This is a genomic window from Bradyrhizobium barranii subsp. barranii (assembly GCF_017565645.3).
In the GTDB taxonomy this organism is placed as follows: Bacteria; Pseudomonadota; Alphaproteobacteria; order Rhizobiales; family Xanthobacteraceae; genus Bradyrhizobium; species Bradyrhizobium barranii.
The window spans coordinates 8,260,258-8,279,446 of record NZ_CP086136.1 but is presented as its reverse complement, the minus strand read 5'-3'; the positions used below and the strand labels follow the sequence as shown (position 1 = coordinate 8,279,446).

General features: G+C 58.4%; 16 protein-coding genes and 4 pseudogenes. 9 read left to right on the top strand and 11 right to left on the bottom strand.

Annotated elements, in window-relative coordinates:
- Nucleotides 1–372: 372 nt before the first annotated feature.
- Nucleotides 373–474, bottom strand: a pseudogene (locus J4G43_RS40450) (DNA ligase); the annotation flags it as partial.
- Between the two features lie 1,071 nt (nt 475–1,545).
- Here J4G43_RS40450 and J4G43_RS40445 point away from each other — a divergent pair.
- Entirely contained in the window at nt 1,546–2,019 is a 474-nt protein-coding gene (locus tag J4G43_RS40445; RefSeq protein WP_208088297.1) for a nuclear transport factor 2 family protein, read from the top strand.
- Here the strand turns inward: J4G43_RS40445 and J4G43_RS40440 are convergent.
- From J4G43_RS40440 to J4G43_RS40420, 5 genes and pseudogenes are all read right to left on the bottom strand, one after another.
- Nucleotides 2,016–2,292, bottom strand: a pseudogene (locus tag J4G43_RS40440) (hypothetical protein). The gene J4G43_RS40445 and the pseudogene J4G43_RS40440 sit on opposite strands and share 4 nt — an antisense overlap.
- Nucleotides 2,293–2,749: 457 nt before the next feature.
- The gene (locus J4G43_RS40435) at nt 2,750–3,100 is read right to left on the bottom strand and encodes a hypothetical protein (protein ID WP_208088296.1); all 351 of its coding nucleotides are present in this window, start codon (nt 3,098–3,100) and stop codon (nt 2,750–2,752) included.
- Nucleotides 3,101–4,473: 1,373 nt separating this feature from the next.
- Complete coding sequence (locus J4G43_RS40430; protein WP_063984131.1) at nt 4,474–4,737, bottom strand: hypothetical protein; 264 nt, start codon at nt 4,735–4,737, stop codon at nt 4,474–4,476.
- Between the two features lie 326 nt (nt 4,738–5,063).
- A pseudogene (locus J4G43_RS40425) lies at nt 5,064–5,339 on the bottom strand (septal ring lytic transglycosylase RlpA family protein); the annotation flags it as partial.
- Between the two features lie 776 nt (nt 5,340–6,115).
- The gene (locus tag J4G43_RS40420) at nt 6,116–6,325 is read right to left on the bottom strand and encodes a hypothetical protein (RefSeq protein WP_208088295.1); all 210 of its coding nucleotides are present in this window, start codon (nt 6,323–6,325) and stop codon (nt 6,116–6,118) included.
- 170 nt (nt 6,326–6,495) lie between these two features.
- Between J4G43_RS40420 and J4G43_RS40415 the strand changes: the two genes are divergently transcribed.
- Nucleotides 6,496–6,732 carry a hypothetical protein gene (locus tag J4G43_RS40415; RefSeq protein WP_225005381.1) on the top strand — a complete coding sequence of 79 codons (237 nt, stop codon included), beginning with the start codon at nt 6,496–6,498 and terminating at the stop codon, nt 6,730–6,732.
- 53 nt (nt 6,733–6,785) lie between these two features.
- Nucleotides 6,786–6,962, top strand: a complete 177-nt coding sequence (locus J4G43_RS40410) for a DUF2934 domain-containing protein (protein ID WP_208088293.1) — start codon at nt 6,786–6,788, stop codon at nt 6,960–6,962.
- Nucleotides 6,963–7,014: 52 nt separating this feature from the next.
- On the opposite strand, the gene J4G43_RS56160 is transcribed toward J4G43_RS40410, so the two are convergent.
- The 3 genes from J4G43_RS56160 to J4G43_RS40395 all read right to left on the bottom strand — a co-directional run bounded on the left by J4G43_RS56160 (nt 7,015) and on the right by J4G43_RS40395 (nt 8,382).
- A complete protein-coding gene (locus J4G43_RS56160) occupies nt 7,015–7,395 on the bottom strand; it encodes a hypothetical protein (protein WP_208088292.1) in 381 nt (126 codons plus the stop codon).
- 245 nt (nt 7,396–7,640) lie between these two features.
- Nucleotides 7,641–7,946: a hypothetical protein gene (locus tag J4G43_RS40400; protein WP_225005379.1), complete on the bottom strand. Its 306-nt coding sequence runs from the start codon at nt 7,944–7,946 to the stop codon at nt 7,641–7,643.
- Between the two features lie 79 nt (nt 7,947–8,025).
- The gene (locus J4G43_RS40395; protein ID WP_208088291.1) at nt 8,026–8,382 is read right to left on the bottom strand and encodes a DUF1127 domain-containing protein; all 357 of its coding nucleotides are present in this window, start codon (nt 8,380–8,382) and stop codon (nt 8,026–8,028) included.
- A 171-nt stretch (nt 8,383–8,553) separates the two neighbouring features.
- Between J4G43_RS40395 and J4G43_RS40390 the strand changes: the two are divergent.
- Nucleotides 8,554–9,072: pseudogene (locus tag J4G43_RS40390) on the top strand (winged helix-turn-helix domain-containing protein); the annotation flags it as partial.
- A 132-nt stretch (nt 9,073–9,204) separates the two neighbouring features.
- Nucleotides 9,205–10,182 (top strand): ABC transporter substrate-binding protein, encoded by a 978-nt coding sequence (locus tag J4G43_RS40385; protein WP_208088290.1) that lies wholly within the window; start codon nt 9,205–9,207, stop codon nt 10,180–10,182.
- A 372-nt stretch (nt 10,183–10,554) separates the two neighbouring features.
- On the opposite strand, the gene J4G43_RS40380 is transcribed toward J4G43_RS40385, so the two are convergent.
- Nucleotides 10,555–11,778, bottom strand: a complete 1,224-nt coding sequence (locus J4G43_RS40380; RefSeq protein WP_208088289.1) for a mannosyltransferase family protein — start codon at nt 11,776–11,778, stop codon at nt 10,555–10,557.
- Between the two features lie 248 nt (nt 11,779–12,026).
- On the opposite strand from J4G43_RS40380, the gene J4G43_RS40375 reads away from it, so the two are divergent.
- On the top strand, nt 12,027–13,010 hold the full coding sequence (locus J4G43_RS40375) for an ABC transporter substrate-binding protein (RefSeq protein WP_208088288.1): 984 nt from the start codon (nt 12,027–12,029) through the stop codon (nt 13,008–13,010).
- A 271-nt stretch (nt 13,011–13,281) separates the two neighbouring features.
- The gene (locus J4G43_RS40370) at nt 13,282–14,250 is read left to right on the top strand and encodes a c-type cytochrome (protein ID WP_225005377.1); all 969 of its coding nucleotides are present in this window, start codon (nt 13,282–13,284) and stop codon (nt 14,248–14,250) included.
- A 1,770-nt stretch (nt 14,251–16,020) separates the two neighbouring features.
- Here the strand turns inward: J4G43_RS40370 and J4G43_RS40365 are convergent.
- Complete coding sequence (locus tag J4G43_RS40365) at nt 16,021–16,230, bottom strand: PRC-barrel domain-containing protein (RefSeq protein ID WP_225005375.1); 210 nt, start codon at nt 16,228–16,230, stop codon at nt 16,021–16,023.
- Between the two features lie 620 nt (nt 16,231–16,850).
- On the opposite strand from J4G43_RS40365, the gene J4G43_RS40360 reads away from it, so the two are divergent.
- Nucleotides 16,851–17,980 (top strand): IS3-like element ISRj2 family transposase gene (locus J4G43_RS40360; protein ID WP_085967151.1). Its coding sequence is split into 2 segments (ribosomal slippage): nt 16,851–17,103 and nt 17,103–17,980, totalling 1,131 coding nucleotides; the frame shifts between segments, so codons are not numbered across the junction.
- Between the two features lie 474 nt (nt 17,981–18,454).
- Nucleotides 18,455–19,174: a hypothetical protein gene (locus tag J4G43_RS40355; RefSeq protein ID WP_208088286.1), complete on the top strand. Its 720-nt coding sequence runs from the start codon at nt 18,455–18,457 to the stop codon at nt 19,172–19,174.
- The last annotated feature ends 15 nt before the right edge of the window (nt 19,175–19,189 follow it).

Genomic DNA, 19,189 nt, shown 5'->3' with positions numbered 1-19,189 from the left:
CGACAACCTGCTATGCAGCGCGACGTTCCGAAAGTCCCACTTACTGAGGCCGACATCTCATGTTCGTTGATCCCCTGTCGTACCTTTGCAACTTCGAACGTCTTTGACGGCTTTTAATCCGTCAGTTTCTCTCACCTAATGCCGTTAAGCTAGTTCCGTCTGGACAGCGATCCGCCTGAGCGCACGTTTTCGACGCCGACCCGAATTGAGCCCGCCAAGTCGCTTCGCATTCGCCGCGACATGCCGTCGATACTGACGGACTATTTCATTGCCCGAAGCTCCAGCCATTAGACTTGCAGGGGCTTCGAAAGCCGCGTGCATCTTTTGGCCGACCCTCAATTCAGCTTCGCGACGGACAATTGCTGTCACGCACTTGGAGACGACGCCTTCGAGCCCGACCTTGCAAGCATGGGCAAACATCTCGCCCCCGTCGATCTCAGAACTCTCGCTAAACTGGACGTCGGTGTCGGCGAGAGCGCAGCCTGCATGAGGTGCAGCGACAGGGCCTGGTTTCGGCAGCTTCATCGAGACGGTGGGATCTTGGTCGGCTATGTCCGCGCGTGTTCGCGACACCTTCGCCGCCTTCACCGGCGCCGGCATCTAGGAGCAGATCCGAGTAGAGTCGGGCGTAGGAGCCGGGTTCAAGCAGGGGCAGCATGAAGCGGCGGCGCTGAACGCACAGGAAGCGTGACTGGGAGCGACTGACGGCATGCTAGGAGAAGAAGGAAGCAGAGAAGGAAATACGCCACCGGGCTCAAATACATGTCCCGGCGGCGGTGTTCATTTCCAGCCCCGAGATGGGACCTAACAAAAACCTCGGATATAGGTCCTACGCACGAAACCTAGGAAGGTTTCAGGGGCCACCAGTGCACGCTGGCGGGCCTAGCACTCCCGGGAGCCCACCAGTGGATGATGACGCATGGCTGGCTGTCCCACTAGTCTCAAAATAGAACGCTGCCGAGCTCGAAATACATGTCCCGGCAGCGCCTCATTCTCAAACTGAGCACTGAAATCCCAGTTAGCGCTAATTTTGCAATGGGCGTGCCACAGGTTTGTGACTGCGCTCGCCGGTTCACGCTGGCGGGCCTTCTCATCACGTAAGGCAGGAGACAATCGCTAGGACAACGTCAGCGCCCAGGTCTGAGGCATATGCCGAAAGCAGAACGCCGGCGGAAAGTGCGACAGCAATCACTTCGAAAATCGTCATTTGGAACTCCCCTCTTCAACTCCAAGCGGGGAGCGTTAGGCCTGGCCTGTTTCCACTGTGTTTCGTGGGCTCACCAAAGAATTTCGTGCACGTGGTTGTGATACACCGGGAAAAACAGGCAGTTTGTTAAATGCACGTGCTGAAGGAGGGCTCCGCTTAGCTGCCAGAGCAGCTTCTTGATTGCACACCGTGCCCGACGACAAGTCGGGACAATGTGGTAACAGGGTGCGTCAAAAAGGATCGTGCAAATTTGCAAGGTCGGTTCTCGACGGCCGCCCTGATGCCACTAGAGTAACTGTTGTGAAGGTCTCTAGTTAATCTCGCCAATGGAGCCCCAAATGTCCGAGAGCCGCCCCCCCTTTCCCCCGTTCACACGTGAAACCGCCATCATCAAGGTACGGCAGGCCGAGGATGGCTGGAATTCGTGCAACCCAGAAAAGGTCGCCTTGGCGTACTCGACCGATACCTATTGGAGAAATCGGGCCGAGTTCGCGAAAGGACGCGCGGAAGTCGTCGCGTTTCTTACTAGGAAGTGGACTAAGGAGTTGGATTATCGGCTCATAAAGGAGCTCTGGGCCTTCAATGAAAATCGGATCGCCGTTCGCTTCGCGTACGAATGGCACGACGACTCGGAAAATTGGTTCCGCTCGTACGGGAACGAGAACTGGGAGTTCAACGAAGATGGACTGATGCGACGCAGGTTCGCGTGCATCAACGACCTCCCAATCAAGGCATCGGAGCGCAAGTATCATTGGGACCGTAGCGCCCCGCGTCCCGCGGATCATCCCAGCCTATCCGACCTCGAGCTTTAGCATTCGGCGTCGGTGTCGGCCGCGCGCTGGGCCAGTGCGTCGGCGACGTCGGAAGTCGCATCCCGCGACCACCCCTCGACGGCATTGAAAGATACAATTCGGAGCGGATAGGCGTACTGGCCGGACAGGAGATTTTGCAGAACGCCCTCGAGGTTAGTGTCAGCCTCATCCGTTTCCCGCCAGGCGCAACCGGCGCGCGCCGAAGTCTTCAAGCACCAGATAGATGTCGCGGTCGAGGCGGTCGGCTGGCACGATCGAGGGCGAGGAACGCATACGCTACTCCGATACTACGAAGGCGAAGAGAACGGCCCCGGCTCCGGAGGGATCAAGGGGGTAGGCCGAGTCCGCTCCGCCAACTCTGGCAGCGAGCCAGCGACGATTCAAATATTCGCCTGCTCTTGTCGTTCCCCTTGAGACCCTTGTCCCGGAAGAAAAGGGCCCCAGCTCAAATGGGGATGAGCCGGGGCCTAGAGGTTACCTTCGGCGAGCCCGAGGGCGTCGGGAAAACTTGGCACTAGCCGCGATGTTCCTGCGCGATGGCTTGCTGGCGCCCGTGGCCGGACTCGAACCGGCAACACACTGATTACAGGTCAGCCGCTCTACCACTGAGCTACAAGCGGCTCCAGCCAGGCAGGGGGAGTGCAAGCTGGGGACGTGGCTTGTCGGCCACACGTCCGACTAAACCGAGACGGTTTGTCGGGATTCGGACAGACGAGCCAGCGCCATTTATTCAGCCTGTCAGCCATTGAAGTGGTGTGATCGGCGGATCAGCCCGGCGGTCTCCTCCAAGGGCCGCCGGGTTTTTCCGGTTTGCCAGTGGCCAGGGGCTGACGCCGCTGAGTGAGTGGAGGCAAGTGGCTTGGATAAGGATCTTCATTTCAAAATTGCTGTCATCGCCCTTGGCGCGTTTACGACCGTCTTGGCTATCAGGCTGATATATCCTGTCTGAGGTGTTTCTTCGATGGCGGTGCTTGTTCAGCCGCATCGATGGAACCGTGACACCAGGCTGCATATTCCGCATGAACGCCGCCCACTTAAATATACCGCGGGCGGCGGCTTCCAGCCCGGGAGGAATCAGCAAAATCCCGGATATCCACTAAGAGATGCGCGCGAAAAGGTTCAGCCGCACCACGGGGATGTTTGTGGGGATGGCGGATTTGGAGCGGGGCTGGCCCCAAGATGGCGGGCGTCATTCGCGACTGCTCGCGGGCGCATAGCGCGTAGTCTTGGCAGCGCTCTCAATGTTGTGGTTTTCGGCCTCTGCTGGAGTTTCGAATGGCACCGCTACGACTTCGCCGTTCGGTGCAATCATCACGGCAAGGTACGGGAGCCCCAGCTGGGGCGGATTGTAAACAACGAAAGTTATGCCTGACATTTTCATGTATCTCGCATCCGAGGTAACGGCTGAGCGCCATCTTCCATGCGAAGCGATCTCCCGCTATTGCCCACCGGCCGTATCCCTAGATCAAGGTGAAGGAACTCTTGCGAAACTTTTCGTCGTGCGGGCGCCTATACAGTTCCCAAAAAAGGGCCCCAGCTAAAATGGGGATGAGCCGGGGCCTAGAGGTTACCTTCGGCGAGCCCGAGGGCGTCGGGAAAACTTGGCAAAAACCACGATGTTCTGGCTCGGCAGAATCCCTGCGGCGCAAAACGTCAACGGTGCAGGGGTAGCACCAGCTGGACCCCGATCGGCCGAGCGCGCGCTGTGTGAAACAGCCACACGCAGGGGAGATTTAGAACTTGGCTGGGAACGTCTATGTCGCGCCCGGCTTGTGTTATGCGGTGACGGTCTCGGTCCCACGAGACAGAAGCCTGTCCGGAAGCCCCAGCATCATCACGCCCCCCGGCCCGATGCTGGGGCCTCCACGGGCAGAGGATTCAAAGATGGGTCCCAATGCCAATACGGTTTTGGGCGTCCTGCTGGCGGCAGCCCTCCTATACCTCATTTTTGTTCATTAGCCGGTTTCCGGGCTCAGTGGCCTAGTTTGAAATTGTCGCCTAGTTTCGATAGCGTTCCTGCTTCGGAACGAGGCGGTGTTTTGGGCGGAGTCATGCGAGAGTTTCGCGCATACATAATCGATGATGAGGGGCACATAACGCTCCGAGTTGACCTTGAGGTACACGATGAGGCGGAGGCTAGGGAGCGAGCCAAATTGCTTGTAGACGGGTACACGGTAGAGCTTTGGGAAGGCGCAACCAGGCTCGATAGATTTGAGCCGATCAGCAGGCATTAAGGCAGGCCGCCTCAGTTGGCGGCCTCTTTCATGCTGCAGGTGGCGCGCGGCGCAAGAAGCGCAAGGATACAACTTCAGATTCGTTGTCGTCGGCCGACCGCCATGAAAGACTGACGGCATATTTCGCGTCTCGGAGGGAATACCCGATGCGCCTTGCATTGCCTTATGTGGGAATTGGTTTTTGCGCGCTTCTCTCGGGCTGGTTGTCCTTTACCCTGATCTATTGAGTGAGTAGGCCGCCCGGGCCTAGCAAGCGCACGTAAGTCCCGCTCTCGTGCATCTGGAGCCAGCCGCGCTCGATCGCGTGTTTGAGCCCGGCGCCGAATTCGCTGCCGCTGCCCTTCAGCTTGAACAAGAAGGGCGCGTTGATCCTCTCGATATAGATCCGGCCGTCCTGGACAGGGTCGACGCTCGCTGCGAGCTCGACGAGCTTGCGCGCGGCCGCTTCCGGGTCAGCATAGGGTCGTTCTTCGGTGTGCTTCATCGGCGTATCCCATTGGCCGCCCGCGCGGCGGTGATGTGTGCGCGGTGCTGGTAGCTCTCCGCCGGCTTCCAGCTGTCGAATGTGGTGCCGCAGACGCAGCGCATCAGCGTGCTCCGGATTTCGCTGTCGAGCTTCTCGCCCCGCGCCCGCTTGGCCGCAACCTCGGCCCGCCAGTCGCGATCGTGGCGCCATTCGGCGAAGGCATTGTCGGGAATGCTCGGCTGTAGCTCCGACCATGCGGTCTCGAAAGCCTCGCGCGCGGCTTCGAGTGGCGGCTATCTATCTGCACAAGCGATCTGTCCGATACTCCCCGAGTGGTCGAATGTTCACAACACCTCCGCATGAACCTGAGCCACGCCACGATCCGTAATACCCAAGCTCCGCGCCGCGGCCAACGAAAGGTCGAGGACACGACCGCGGACGAACGGACCGCGGTCATTGACTATGACGATGACGCTTCGGCTTCCGTGGGTGACGCGCAACTTGGTACCGAAGGGCAGGCGGCGGTGCGCTGCTGTTAGCCGATTACGATCAAACGATGAACCGCTCGCTGTCTTGCCTTTGGCATAAGAATAGTAGGAGGCCGTGCCGGAGAAGACTCGATTCTGAGATTGAGCTCTTGAACGATCTTTCGAGGGCTCTTCCGAAGTCTGAGATTGCGTTTGCTGTGTGGTCGAAGGTTGCGTTTGCGTTTCGTCCTTCCTTGTCTGGTCGCCTCCTTCAGGAGCTGGCTCCGCGTGAGCTCTTGGAATGATGGACCACCTGTCATCGAAGTTTTGTCCGACAGCAGGAGTTGAGTAGATTGCCATCCAAGCTGGGATTGTTGCAATCGCGATCATTCTACAAAGAACTTGCATGATCGGCCTCACGCACAAATGAAACTGATGGACAATGCGAACTCATCGGCCTGTGTTCCTGCACGCGCATCCACGTGCAGAACAAAGGTGAATGCATACCGATGGTCCGATGGGTGGTTCCAAGAGTGTTTAGACGCAGCGCAGCAGGCCACCATCGCTGCGACGCATCACGCCGTAGAAGCCGCAAAACCGAAGGCGCAAATCATATTCGCCTCCAGCAGCCGCTGCTTGGCTTCTACTCCGGTGGTGCAGTCCTTCGATCTCGAAATTGCATTGCATTGGCCGCCAGCACGCCACGTCTGGCGAGGTAGAGATCGATCACCTTCTGCGCCATGTCGACGCTCCAGCATAGCGCCTCGGCGATCTCTGCGCCGGCCTCAGCGAGCAGCGTCGCGCTGTGCCGCGGTTATCGTGGAAATTGGCCAGCGCGCTTTGACGCATTCGGCGTTCTTGCCGTTGGTTTCGGCCTCGACCTGGAAGGCCGCACGTTCCTCGTCCTCGACGCCAAGAGCGGGGAGCGATCAACGGCGCGCCAATATATATCCAATCAGGAAGGCGATTCCGAGCGATGCGAGCGGAGCTTCGCGCGTTAGGTCGCTGACGATAGCCTTCCACTGGCCAGGCGGCTCGCCGTCGCCGAGCCCCTCGCGGACATCGCGTGCGACCTCGCGGACCGTTTCGTTGGCGGCAGCGAAAGTTGAGGTTTGGGTTTGGGATGGCGTGTCAGTCATGGCGTCCTCCTCGAGCGACAATGAACCGCGGAGAGCCTGGTTCCTCACGAACTGAGGGGGTCTGCTGTGCCTGACGTGTGCGACAAGACGGCATGCTGTTCGTCTCAAGCTTTAGGAACGAGGCAATAACGCAACGTATTGTCAGAGGAAGTGGCGGGCGGAGCCTCGCAATGATCAGCGTGTCAAGGAAAGATCTGGAGCTGATAGCACTGCAGGAGATCCGGAGCTTTCCGGGAGGCGAATTGGTCATCGCGGTCGAAATCGAATGCGACGAAGGTTATCCGAACGGCATGAATTGGCGTTTGGACGTTACTGCGGCCGATAACGCCGACATAGATCGCATCGAGTATGCCGCTCGGACGACAACCGCAAGATTAAAACGTCGATACGTTTTCCGGCGGCACTGAAGATCGATCGCGAGAACTTCTAGAGCAAGGTTTGCGCAATAGGAGGAGCGACCATGCCAAACTTAAGTCAGGAAGACATTCGTATTCGTGCCTACGAGCTTTGGCGTGCTGCGGGCGAGCCAAGCGGGGACATGGAGACCTTCTGGTTTGAAGCCGAAAAACAGCTTCTGGCGGAACGGTCGCAACCAGATGAGCTTCCTCCCGGCATGACCGATAATTTGCCGGTATAAGAGCAATCAGGGCGCGTGGCGATTACGCCACGCGCCTTCGAGCAACGAGCCGTCAACGCTTGGCGGGCGGGCCGCTCTTGTTTCCCGGCAGACCTTTGATATTCGATGAGTCCTGTTGCTGGGTCGTCGTGTTCTGGCCGACAGTACCTTTAGGAGAGGGGCCGCTTGTGCTACCCGGTGCTCCGGCAATTCCTGTTCCCGAATTTTGAGCGCTTGGTGCCGTCGTCGTAGAATCGGCGCGACCCGAGCTGCTGCCCGGCATCTGCGCTGCGGAACCTGGTCTGTCCTGTTCACCGACGTAACCCGACGCACCGGAGTTTTGAGTCTTGATGCCTTTATCGGCTTCGTTTTGCATGTTTGGCGAGGTCTGTTGAGCCACCACTGGCGTCAAGCCAACGGCAACAACGATTGCTGCAAGTGCGATGCGACGCATGAGTTCCTCCTTGGGTTGTTTCCTCAACAACGTGAGAAGGGCTCACTGGCTCCTAAGTTCTTTTTGATTCTTTGAAGGCCGATCGCATTCGCGCGCATTGCGAAGCGTTCGGGCCAACCCTCATTGATTGTGTCGCCCAAATCTGATCAGGGTGATGTTCTGTCCCGATACCCAGCCGTGATCGTCACAGTTGACGCACGTCGTGGTCGTGGCACCGGCCGCCGCCGGGTTACCCTCGCTGAACATCAGGCGACCCACTGCAATGGCAGCGCTAGCTGCATGTCGAAGCGCTTTGTGGCGTTAGCGGCGATGAAGTCTTGCAGCGCAGACGAGATCTTGGCGTCGGTGTCGGTTGCGCGCTGGGCCAATGCGTCGGCGACCCCGGAAGTCGCATCCCGCGACCACCCCTCGACCGCATTGAAGGATACAATTCGGACCGGATAGGCGTACTGGCCGGACCGGAGATTTTGCAGGATCGTCTCGAGGTCGGTGTCAGTCTCGTCGGTCTCGCGCCAGGCGCAACCGGCACGCGCGCCGAAGTCTTCAAGCACCAGATAAATGTCGCGGTCGAGGCGGTCAGCTGGCTCGGCCTGAACATCTCGGAGAGCATTCTAACACGCGCCGACGAGGTTATCGAATAAAGCCCGACTTAATCTGTCCGCTTCTGTCATTCCATTGACGTCCCTCGATGTCAGCTGTTGGCCTAGGCCCAACCTGGCCGTCCACCGTTGGCAGATATCGCAGCCATTCGCCGGATCGGATGCCCCCCGGGTCAATACCTCGGTGCGAGGCGACGTAGTCGATCTCGCCGCGCGTGGTGCCGAGATCCATCAGTTCTCCGTCGCTTAGGTCGGACAAGGTGGCGCTCAATTTTTGGCGTTCGCGGCGCTCCTGAAAGGCATCCCAACATTTCGAGATGAAGCTGGTGACATGCCAGGTCGATACGGATGTCCATTCCAGCCACGTAGTGCCGTGCGTCGTGGTCATTCTGGTGTCTCCTGGACGGTGTTTTTCGCCCGACGGGAGAGTGCCGCGGGATTGGCGGGGACGCTTGACCGGCAGCTTACATTGTCCCAACCGGCGGCTTATTCTCGCGATTTTCGGCGAGGCCAAAGCGCTACCCGGTTATGGGAGCCCTCATCCAACGGGATTCGCATCTTGCGCTATCTCTTCGCGGAGTACGTATTCGACACGGACCGACGCGAGCTGCATCGCGGGGCGGACGTCGTCTCCGTCGCACCACAGGTATTTGACCTGATCGATTACCTGATCCGCAATAGGGAGCGAGTTGTCAGCACGGATGACCTCATCAAAGCCATTTGGAATGGGCGAAGCGTATCCGATGCGGCGCTGACAACCCGCTTAAACGCCGCCCGGATTGCAATTGGCGATTCTGGCGACGAACAACGCTTCATCAAGACACTACAGCGCAAGGGCTTTCGTTTCGTTGGAGCTGTTCGGGAAGCGAAGGAACCGGCAGGCGCAACAGTTGCCGACGATCAGGTAGAACTTCAAAAACTCGATCTTGCGCTCCCCGACAGACCTTCCATCGCCGTGCTGCCGTTTGAGAACATGAGCGGCGACCCTGAGCAGGAATATTTTGCGGAGGGCATGGTAGAAGAGATCATCACAGCGCTGTCGCGGTTTAAGTCTCTGTTTGTTATCGCACGTCAGGCTGAGGCTGGTAGTGACCGGTTGCGGGCATGCGCCTTCCCGCTTTGCGACGCAGCAAAGCATCTCACCGAGTACCACGACCCTTGAAATCTGATACTCTGCACTGCGTCCTCCTCAAGTTGCGATGAGGGTCGAATGAAGCGGCGAGAGTTTATAGCCGCTGCGGCGTTTCTCGCTTGGTCAGGGCGTTTGCGCGCGCAGGGTAGACGCCATCGACTTGGCTTTCTCGCCGTAGGTGACGGAGGCGGGCAGGCGCTCAATCAAGCCGAGCGGGCGTTGTTCGATGGATTGCGAAACAATGGCTGGATAGACGGAAGAAACCTGACTATTGACTATCGTTTTTCCCAACCCCCGGACCGACTGCCAGTTTCAATTGCCGATCTGATTGCTCTCCGTCCCGATGTGCTCGTCGTCGCGGCACCACAGGCAACCGAAGCCCTGAAATCGGCGACCACGACCATTCCCATTGTATTCGTAGCTGTGGCCGATCCCGTGGGACTCGGCCTCGTACAAAGCCTAGCGCGTCCGGGCGGCAACATAACGGGGCTTGCGACCTACGTGCCAGGAAGTTTCGTCGCAAAACGAATAGAAATCCTGCGGGAACTGGTGCCCGGTGCCTCGCAAATTGCGATCTTGGTCAATCCCGGCAACCCAATGCACAGGCTGTTGTTAGCCGATGAGGTACCAAGTACGGCGCGCAACCTCGGCGCGGCTCTGCCGATAGTTCAGGCGACCACGGCCGAGGAACTTGATGTTGCCTTTGCCTCGGCCGCAGCCCAGCGCGCGGATGCAATCATTGTTTTTGGCGATACTCTCACCGTTGTCGAGGCCCCCCGAGTTGTCGCGCTCGCGGCGAAACATCATCTGCCTGCGATTCATTTCTCCCGACAATTCGCTAGTGATGGATTGATCGTCTACGGCCCCGATATAGCCGATCTGTTCCGCCGCGCAGGAAGGTACGTCGATAAGATCCTCAAAGGCGCCAAGCCGTCTGATCTGCCGGTAGAGCAGCCGGTCAAATTCGACTTCGTGATCAACATGAAAACTGCCAACGCACTCGGTCTCAGCGTGCCGACCTTATTGCTCCTTCGCGCCGATGAGGTGATCGAATAGAGATGCTGTTTGCTGTGATTTCGACTTATAGGTCCCTAGCAGATATTGCCGCCTCGCGCGCCAAAGTCACCTTTTAGCTGAGTAACGAGTTAGGGCGAAGCCCGGCCCGGTCTTCGGAGACCGGGGCCGGGCTTCGCACCGGCCGGGGGGTATAAGGGGGGTGCGAAGCACATGAGTGCGAAGGGGTTCGAAGCAGTGCGAAGCGAGGGTGCGAAGGCTGCTTTCGGCAGGAGCGGGCTATCGGAAGCTTATCGAGATTTGTCCGCTGGTGACCCGGAGCGGACGTTAGATCTGAAAGATCTATTGCGGGGTACGCAGTGTGAAACTGGTCGCTGCGGCTAGGGAGATGTCGCCGTGAGCGCCTTGTAGCGATCAACCGATCCAAATTCTCCGAGCAAACAGGGCGGCGTTCATGAGCAAAGACGCACCGAAAAGTCCTATCACTCCTGCAAAAAGCCACTTCGCTCGCAATCCCAAATCAGCCAGCACTACAAAAAGTGGAAATGAGAGGAGATTAAATCGGCTCATTGAGACGAAGCCTGCCGGCCCACCGCTGAGTGTTAGATATGGCAACAACAGCACACCCATGGCAAACACTGTCCAAGTTGAGGGCAGTCGAGACCAACCCACAACAATCAGGACAACGAACAACAATGTAAACCAGCTGGCTTGCCCCCATGGATTCCAGTCATTGAGCATCATTCGGGTGAAGGGTTCAAATTTGAGTGCTGCAATCAATCGTGTAGCCAAGGTCGTTCCTTGATGGAAAGCCGTCTGCCCATCTGAAAATGCAAACGGAGCCCCGAAAGAGCTCCAGAGATAAATCATGAACAGCCAGATACCCGATGTCGCGAGAAGGATGCATGGCAAGAGGGCAACAAGGAATGGCTTCTCATTGCGATTGCGCCACATCTCCCAGAGAAGGACCGGCAATAATACAATGCCCGTTGATCGGTCGCTAAGTGCCAAGCCTGCGAGCAGCGCTGCCGACAAATAATGTTTTCGTTTTAAAACAAGAAAAAACGAAACGATTAGAAGCAGTGCTAAGGATTCGGTATACCCGGCCGATAGCAAAACCGAAGCCGGAAAAAAGCTGAACAGCGCGATGGTGGCGAGAGCGAGTTGATCACCAGATTCCTCGCGAACCAGCTTGAAAAGAACGACGATAGCAAACAATCCTGCGACATTCGATACCAACAGCAAAGCATCCGCAGGCGTGAGGCCGCTAATCGTTGTCAGGCCCCGTGCGAGCACGGGATACAGCGGGTAAAACACGATATTCTGTTGAATAGTCGGATCGCCGTTATACCGATAGCCTTCTGTGACGATCTTGAAATACCATTCCGAGTCCCATTGTAACAATTGGTGGTACCAGATCGGTCCCGCAGACCAGACATCGGCCCTCCCGATGGCCAGATATTTTTGAGAGAATACCAGCCCGAGCGCGACCACCACCCGCGAACAAGAAAATATCAAGATGGCCCAACAATAGGGAAGCCAAGAATGACTTTTCCAGTTCGGACACTGCATCTCCATGTCCATACTGTCGCTTGGTACAGGCCTAAGATCAATCGCCCTAGATGTATCGAAAACCATTCCACTTCCGGTTTTGGCCCTTAGCTGACTTCCGCTCTTGGCCTCGCACTGTCCGCTTTCGAGAGCTGAGCGAATAGCGTCGTGGAGCTGCCGAGGGCAGCCTTTGACCCTTAGCGGTCATGGCGCAACGCAGAACAGCGGATTGCCGCGCGCGACATCTTGCGCCTCCAATACCCCGACTCCCATGCCGCGATGTGGTATGCTTCCAACTGAATTTAGCGTGGTCCTGAGCCTCCTTGGAGGGCTGCATGAGACGGCGCGATTTCATCAGTCTTCTTGTTGGCGGTGCGGCGGTCGTATGGCCGCTCGCTGCGGGTGCACAGCAGATCCCCAATCGCAAGCGCCTTGCTATTTTCAGCCCAGCAGAGCCAAGCGCGGTCTTGCGTGAGCATAGCAAAACCAAAGCTTGGCGAGCCTTATTCGCTGAGCTTCGGCGGTTGGGGCAGATAGAGGGACAAAACCTCGAGGTCGAACGTTACGGCCGAGAGCAGAACACGTCCGGCCTCGAAGCCCTGGCGACGGAAGTCGTTCGGGGCAACCCGGCAATCATCTACGTCATTGGCGCTGACGCCGTCATCTTCAAAAAGCTAACATCTGACCCCGTTAAGCAAGGGCTCGCCGAAAGTCTGGCTCACCCAGGCGGCAATTTCACGGGAGCCAGCATCGACGCTGGTCTATCCATTCATGGAAAGCGAATTGCACTGTTGCGCGAGATGGTTCCGACGATCTCGATACTTGGGTGTCTCGCTCTTCGAGCGTACTGGAATGGGCCAACCGCAGGCCCCGCAATTCGCGCAGCGGCCGAAGCGGCAAGCCTCGCTCTCCGGGTGTCTTTAGTGGAATTTGGTGCCAGCGAAGCAGACTATCGGGCGGCCATCGAGAGCATCTCCCGCGACGGTGCAAATGCAGTCATGGTCCTCCCTTCGCCTGAGACCTTTCAAAACAGCACTTTGATCGCCAAGTTGCTCAGCGACGTGAAGCTTCCGACGATTTTTTCGTTTACCGAATCCGTCGAGGCCGGGGGCTTAATGGCCTATTCGTTCGACCTGATCGAATTGAATAAGCGCGTCGCCAATAATATCGACGCAATTCTCCGAGGAGCAAAGCCCGGCGACATCCCGATCTACCAAGTCACCAAATTCGAGTTGTCCATTAATATCAAGACAGCCAAGCAGCTGGGGCTTTCCGTACCTCCTGCGCTCGTCGCGATTGCCGATACGGTCATTGAGTAAACAAGCAAAGCCCCGGTTGTGGCCCCATTGGGGGCATAACAACGAGTTGGGCTGATATCGGCTTTTGACCCAACTCAGACATACTTGGTGTCGTGCTTGACCGAATAGGGGGTACCGACTTTCGCGTCATGAATGACCCCGGTCACGTCGAACCCGGCGGGGCTTCACAGCAACGCCGAGATCAAAACGTCGCAGCTGAATGGCTTGCCCGGAGTTCATGGGTGAGGCAAGCTCCCCATAGCTGCCGGCCCGGACACTCGGGGAACTGAAAATGAGGATTGTTCCCGCGCTGCTCTCGTCTGTGATCGTTTGTGGCTTACTCGCGATACGGATGGCAACCGCCGCAGACGGTCCTCCCGCTTGGGCCTATACGCCGAACAATCCCGACTACAAGCCTCCCGTCGATGACGGAAAGCCAGTTCGCGTGCCAGAGAGCACGGCCGGCTATACCTGGAGCCAGTTGCGTGATCGTTTTGTTGCGCCCATTTGGCACCCCAGCGATCACGGCGCGCTGCCGGACATCGTCGCGAACGGTCGCAAACCCGGTGTGTTCGCATGCGGATTTTGTCACCGCGCCACCGGGCCTGGTGGTCCGGAAAACGCGGACCTTGCAGGGCTGCCGAAGAGCTACATCATCCAGCAAATGGCCGACTACAAGAGCGGGGCGCGTAGTACAGCCCTCCCCGAGCGAATTCCGCCAAAGCTAATGATCGAGCTTTCCAAGCCGATCACTGACGCCGAAATCGAAGCCGCGGCAGCCTACTTTTCGGCCTTGCAGCCGCGCAAACGCATCAAGGTGGTCGAGAGCGACACCGCGCCAAAGACCTATGTGGCGGGTCTGCTTTGGGCGGCGGTGGAAACCAGCGAGCGCGAGCCGATCGGAGCGCGGATCGTGGAGATCCCCGACGATCTGCTCCGCTTCGAAAGCCGCGACCCTCGATCGACCTTCACAGCGTATGCACCAATCGGGAGCCTCGCCAAAGGCGAGGCGCTAGTCATGAAAGGTGGGTCGGGCAAAACGATCCAATGCGCGTTGTGCCATGGCGCGGACCTGAAAGGGCTTGGACCGCTGCCAAGCATTGCTGGTCGTTCACCGAGCTACATGTTCCGGCAGCTCTATGACTTCCAGCATGGCGCTCGAACGGGAGAATGGAGCCCGTTAATGGCCCAAATTGTAGCCAATCTCGACGAGCAGGACCTTCTCGCGATTGTCGCGTACCTCGCATCTCGCGATCCGTGAGCAGGCACGAAACCGCGCCACGCCACACCGGGACAAGGCCATGCTCAGGAGCATCGGGCCCAACTCCTGAATGTCGCATCGCTCTCTTCATAGAAGGGCGTATGAGGTCCGGTTCTGGCCCTTCGCGTCAGTTATCGCATCGCAGCGCCACGTCTGGAGTCGGGGGTAGATCGGAAGTGACCGGCGCACGGCCACAGCAACGCTCCTGACCCGGAACGGACATTCTAAGTGTTGAAAGTCGCGCCCCAAGAGTTTCACTAATTCAGCGGGTTGCAGGTATCAGCGCTGACAATGGCAATCGTTCTGACGCACACAGTGTCTTCGTTCCATTCAACGGAGCCATCGGCATTCTTCGAATGTGCGCGAAACATTTTCGCATCCCTGTAACTTGAGTTAATCGTGGGGCCTAATCGAAAGGTCGCGATATGGAACCGACCAGTCGAATATCGGACCACATTGATCATAAGGCCGCCCGGTCGATCTATGACGAGGTGGGTGACGGATTGCAACAGAACTTATCTCTCGAAGCCTCGCCTCTGCCACCCTACCTCGAACGTCTAGTCGATGAATTGCGCAAACAGGAGCGTCATCCAATTGATGGCGCCGCAGCGCCCGCTAACCGTTTCCTTCATGCGACGCGACGGGTAGTCGCGGCCGTCTGAGCGCGTAAAGAAGAAGCCGTCGCCGCTCTCAACCCGGCGGCTGCTTTTCCGCTAATCTTGTCGCTGAGGCGTTCCAGGCTTGGCCACGCCGGACGCCATCAGGACGTGCTTGCTCAGTGAACGGTCGAGCCGCGCTGCTTCCCCTGTTGGCCCATGAGCGAAGTGGCGAGATCTCAGATCCGGTTCAATGGCCACTACCGGATCCTGGCGTCGCTCCCGTTCCGGGTGCATACTAGTTCTATCACCGCACGGCACCGTGCCTTGATCGGTGGTGAGAACGCCAGTTGCGCTCCCTCCCAATTCACGCAGGGAAAGGAGAGTGCCATGGGACGACACTCACAATCCCACATCGACGACAATCTGCACGTGGAACGAGCTCGCATCATAGCGGAAATCGAAAATACGCAGCCAGGACCGCAGCGCGATCTTCTAGAACGCAGACTGCGCCAGCTCGAAACCGCTTCTCATATAGACGAATGGCTGACGTCCTCGGGTCTGCAACCCCCTGAGGAATAAGGCCGTCTCAGGCCGACCGAGCGCGAAGGGGGTCAGTAGATGCAGGGCATATCGAGCTTCGCATCATTCTAATGTGCAAGGACGAAACCGAAGCCAAGAAGCGCGCCAGATGCTTGGTAGATGGCTACGACGTAGAGCTATGGTGTCAAGATCGAAAGATTGCGGAATTTAAGAGTGAGTAAGGCCGCCCCAGTTGGCGGCCTTGCTCATCATTGTCGCCTGTTGGCCCCCTTGCCGACCTTATGCTCTGGCTCGGCGGTGTCGGTTCGTGAGGGGCAACCCGACATCGTTCAGAACAGCGGCCAGGTCTCGAAATGCCCCTAAGCGGGCTTCGCCTTAAGGCCGCCTCGGATGTCCGCGCCGCTCGCATCTCGCGCCGTCTGCGTTTGGAACCGAAACATTTTCTAGCCTGAATGATTTACTCCCCGGGCTTCGCAAGATGCGAGGCATTCATGGATCCTCTCTCGGCGAGCGACGTGTTCCTTACGGTCGCGATCATGAGCGTCACTTTCCTGACCGAGGTCGGGATTTTCATCTTGATTGGAATGTTCTGAAAGGAGCACGCGATCTGGGCAACGCGCAGCCGCGAGGTCTAGGACTCAGCAAACTTGATGGTTGAGACCGGCCATCTTCCATCATGACCAGCGATCGAAACGCGGAGCCCGTGCAGTTCATCCAGCCAAACGTGCTCGACCGTGCCTGCCTGTCCATCGGTAAGGACGACGGCCTTGCCGATCAACTCGGATCGCGCCTCACCGTACTCTCTCAAGATGTTTGATGCACGGAGCATCACTGGTGGCATTGCTCGTCCTGTTCGGCTGCGCCGTCTGTACTGTCCCGAGGCGGCTCACCGCCGAGGTTTGTCCCAGCGCTCGGCATTGGGAATGATTGATGGTGACTGCTCCTCCAATTCCCGGAGCCGGTCGATTTGCGTGCTGAGGCTCCCCGGTAGTTCCGGTTCTGCTTTCAGGAACGCGCGTAGTCTCCCTCCAATCTCTTCTACAATTGCTCGGCTGTGCTGGGGATCTATATCAATGCGGTTGTGCATAGGAAGCCTCAGTAAGAAAGCGCCAGCATCGGCGCAACCCCTCACGCAGCTCCCCGCTTGCGAGCGCGGCTGGCAATTCTGGAATGGAACCGGAGACCGCCGCTTTTGGCTATCTGTGCGAGCGCTTGTTGTTGAGAACAGCGGGCCCCGCGTAGGAACCTTTGGCTATCCGCGACATGCGCCGTGTAGTTTAACGGCGAGCGACGGTCTCATGATTCCAAAGTATTGACGGAGCTTTCGTTCCCCGATTTCTGATCGCGACAGCGTCGGACGAAAGGGGGAACAAAGAGCTGGCCCCGCAAATTCGGACAGTAGCTTGAGTGGATTTTCTGCCTGACAGCGGCGAGGATTCTTGCTGCGAATCAGGAGCGAAGATGACGAAGAAGAGCCGCCGGACGCATTCTCCGGCATTCAAGGCGAAGGTTGCTTTGGCTGCGGTCAAAGGCGACAAGACACTGGCGGAGCTGGCGCAGCTGTTTGATGTTCATCCGAACCAGATCACGATCTGGAAAAACCAGCTCCTGGAAGGCGCCGCCGGCGTGTTTGGGCATGACAAGACATCGGCCGAGACGCCGGTCGATTTGAAGGCGTTACATGCCAAGATCGGCGAGCTGGCGTTGGAAAACGATTTTTTGTCCGGCGCGCTCACCAGGGCGGGCCTGCTGAGCGCAAAGCGATGATCGACCGCGATCATGATCTTTCTATCGTGCGCCAGGCGAAGGTCCTGAAGCTGGCTCGCAGCACGGTCTACTATGAACCTCGGCCAGTTTCGGCCGAGGACCTTGCCTTGATGCGTCGGCTCGATGAGCTGCATCTCGATTATCCCTTCGCGGGAGCGCGTATGCTGCGATCGTTGCTGCGGCGGGAGGGCGTATACGCCGGTCGCCGCCACATCGCGACGCTGATGAAGCGCATGCGGATCGAGGCGGTCTATCGTCGCCCGAACACGAGCAAGCCGGCTCCGGGTCACAAGATCTACCCGTACCTGTTGCGCGGATTGAAGATCGAGCGGCCCGACCATGCGTGGGCAATGGACATCACCTACATTCCGATGCGGCGTGGCTTCGTCTATCTCGCGGCGGTCGTCGATGTGTTCAGCCGACGGGTCCTGGCCCATCGCGTCTCGATCACAATGGAGGCGGCCTTCTGCGTCGAAGCGGTCCAGGAGGCGTTGGCGAAGCACGGCAGGCCCGAGATTTTCAACACGGATCAGGGCAGCCAGTTCACCAGCCTCGAGTTCACCGATGTGCTGCTGGACGCGAAGATCGCCATCAGCATGGACGGCAAGGGCGCCTGGCGCGACAACGTGTTTGTCGAGCGGCTCTGGCGCACGGTCAAATACGAAGAAGTATATCTCCGCGCCTACGACAGCGTGTCCGAGGCGCGAGCGTCAATTGCCAAGTATCTGGCCTTCTACAATCAGGGACGCCCTCACTCGAGCCTTGACGGGCGCACGCCCGACGAGGCTTACTTCGGCACGCAAGCTATGGTGATGGCCGCATGACCGTCGCCGACGGTTTTGTCGTCGCTCTGGTCGGGCTACGCCCTCCCGACGCAACGACAAAACCGTAAAGCCCCGCGTTCAGCATAACCCGGCAGGAATCCACTTAAATCCAGCGGGGCGCTGTCCAAACAACCGGGGCCAGCTCTCAATTACAGCGCCAAGCCGACGCATTGAGGGACTTGCCCACAACCGAGCAATCCGATGCTCGCATGTATCGAACCAGCCGCGCGTCAGTTGCTCAAGCGGTGCGTTTTCACGAATGAAACCGTTTTATTATTAACGGTCGACCGGGTCGAAACGGCATCGTACCAGCGTCTAAGGTAGCGCACTCGGCTTGCAGAGGCGTTTGGAAAGCCCGGCTCGCGGTCGTGTCTGGAATCAAGGCATCTAAGTCGTTCGGCAGGCTTGGCCGAGCATCTAGGCTCCCGCCACAAAGGCCGCGCGATCCCGCGTGGCTCTCGCAGGAGCGCACCAATGAAGCAACTCAAGGATTTTGCCATCGAAGCTCATGGGGGCCTCGATCGCTGGCGGCAATTCGAGCAGGTTTCCGCCGATCTCATACAGGGGGGCGCCCTGTGGTCCTTGAAGGGGCAGGCGCTCACCCTCGAGCAGACCAACGTCACGGTGGGTCTGAAGAAAGAGTGGGCTTCGCACGCCCCGTTCGGCGCCGGGAATCGACGCTCCCGCTTCGAGCCGGGCCGCGTCGCCCTGGAAGCTGCGAGCGGAACAGCTCTCGAAGAGCTGCTTGATCCGCGGGCAAGCTTCGCCGGCCACACGCTGCAAACGCCGTGGACGGAGCTGCAACTGGCTTACTTCGCCGGATGCGCCATGTGGACCTATTTGAACATGCCGTTCCTGCTTGCGTGGCCGGGCGTCGAAACCGAGGAACTGGAGCCCTGGCCGACCGATAGCGGCGACTGGCGCCGCCTCGCCGTACGGTTTCCCGGCGGGATCGCGACGCATAGCACCGTACAGACGCTCTATTTCGACGGCGAGGGGCTGCTGAAGCGCCACGACTATGACGTCGAGATCGCGGGCAACACGCCCGGCGCGCACATTATCGAAGACTATGCGGAAGTCTCGGGCATCAAATTCCCGACGAAGCGTCGGATCTATGCCCGTCAGCCGGACGGCAGCTTCAGCACCGAGCCGCTCGTCGTTTCGATCGATCTCTCCAACATCCGCCTTGGCTAGCCATGAGCCTTTTGG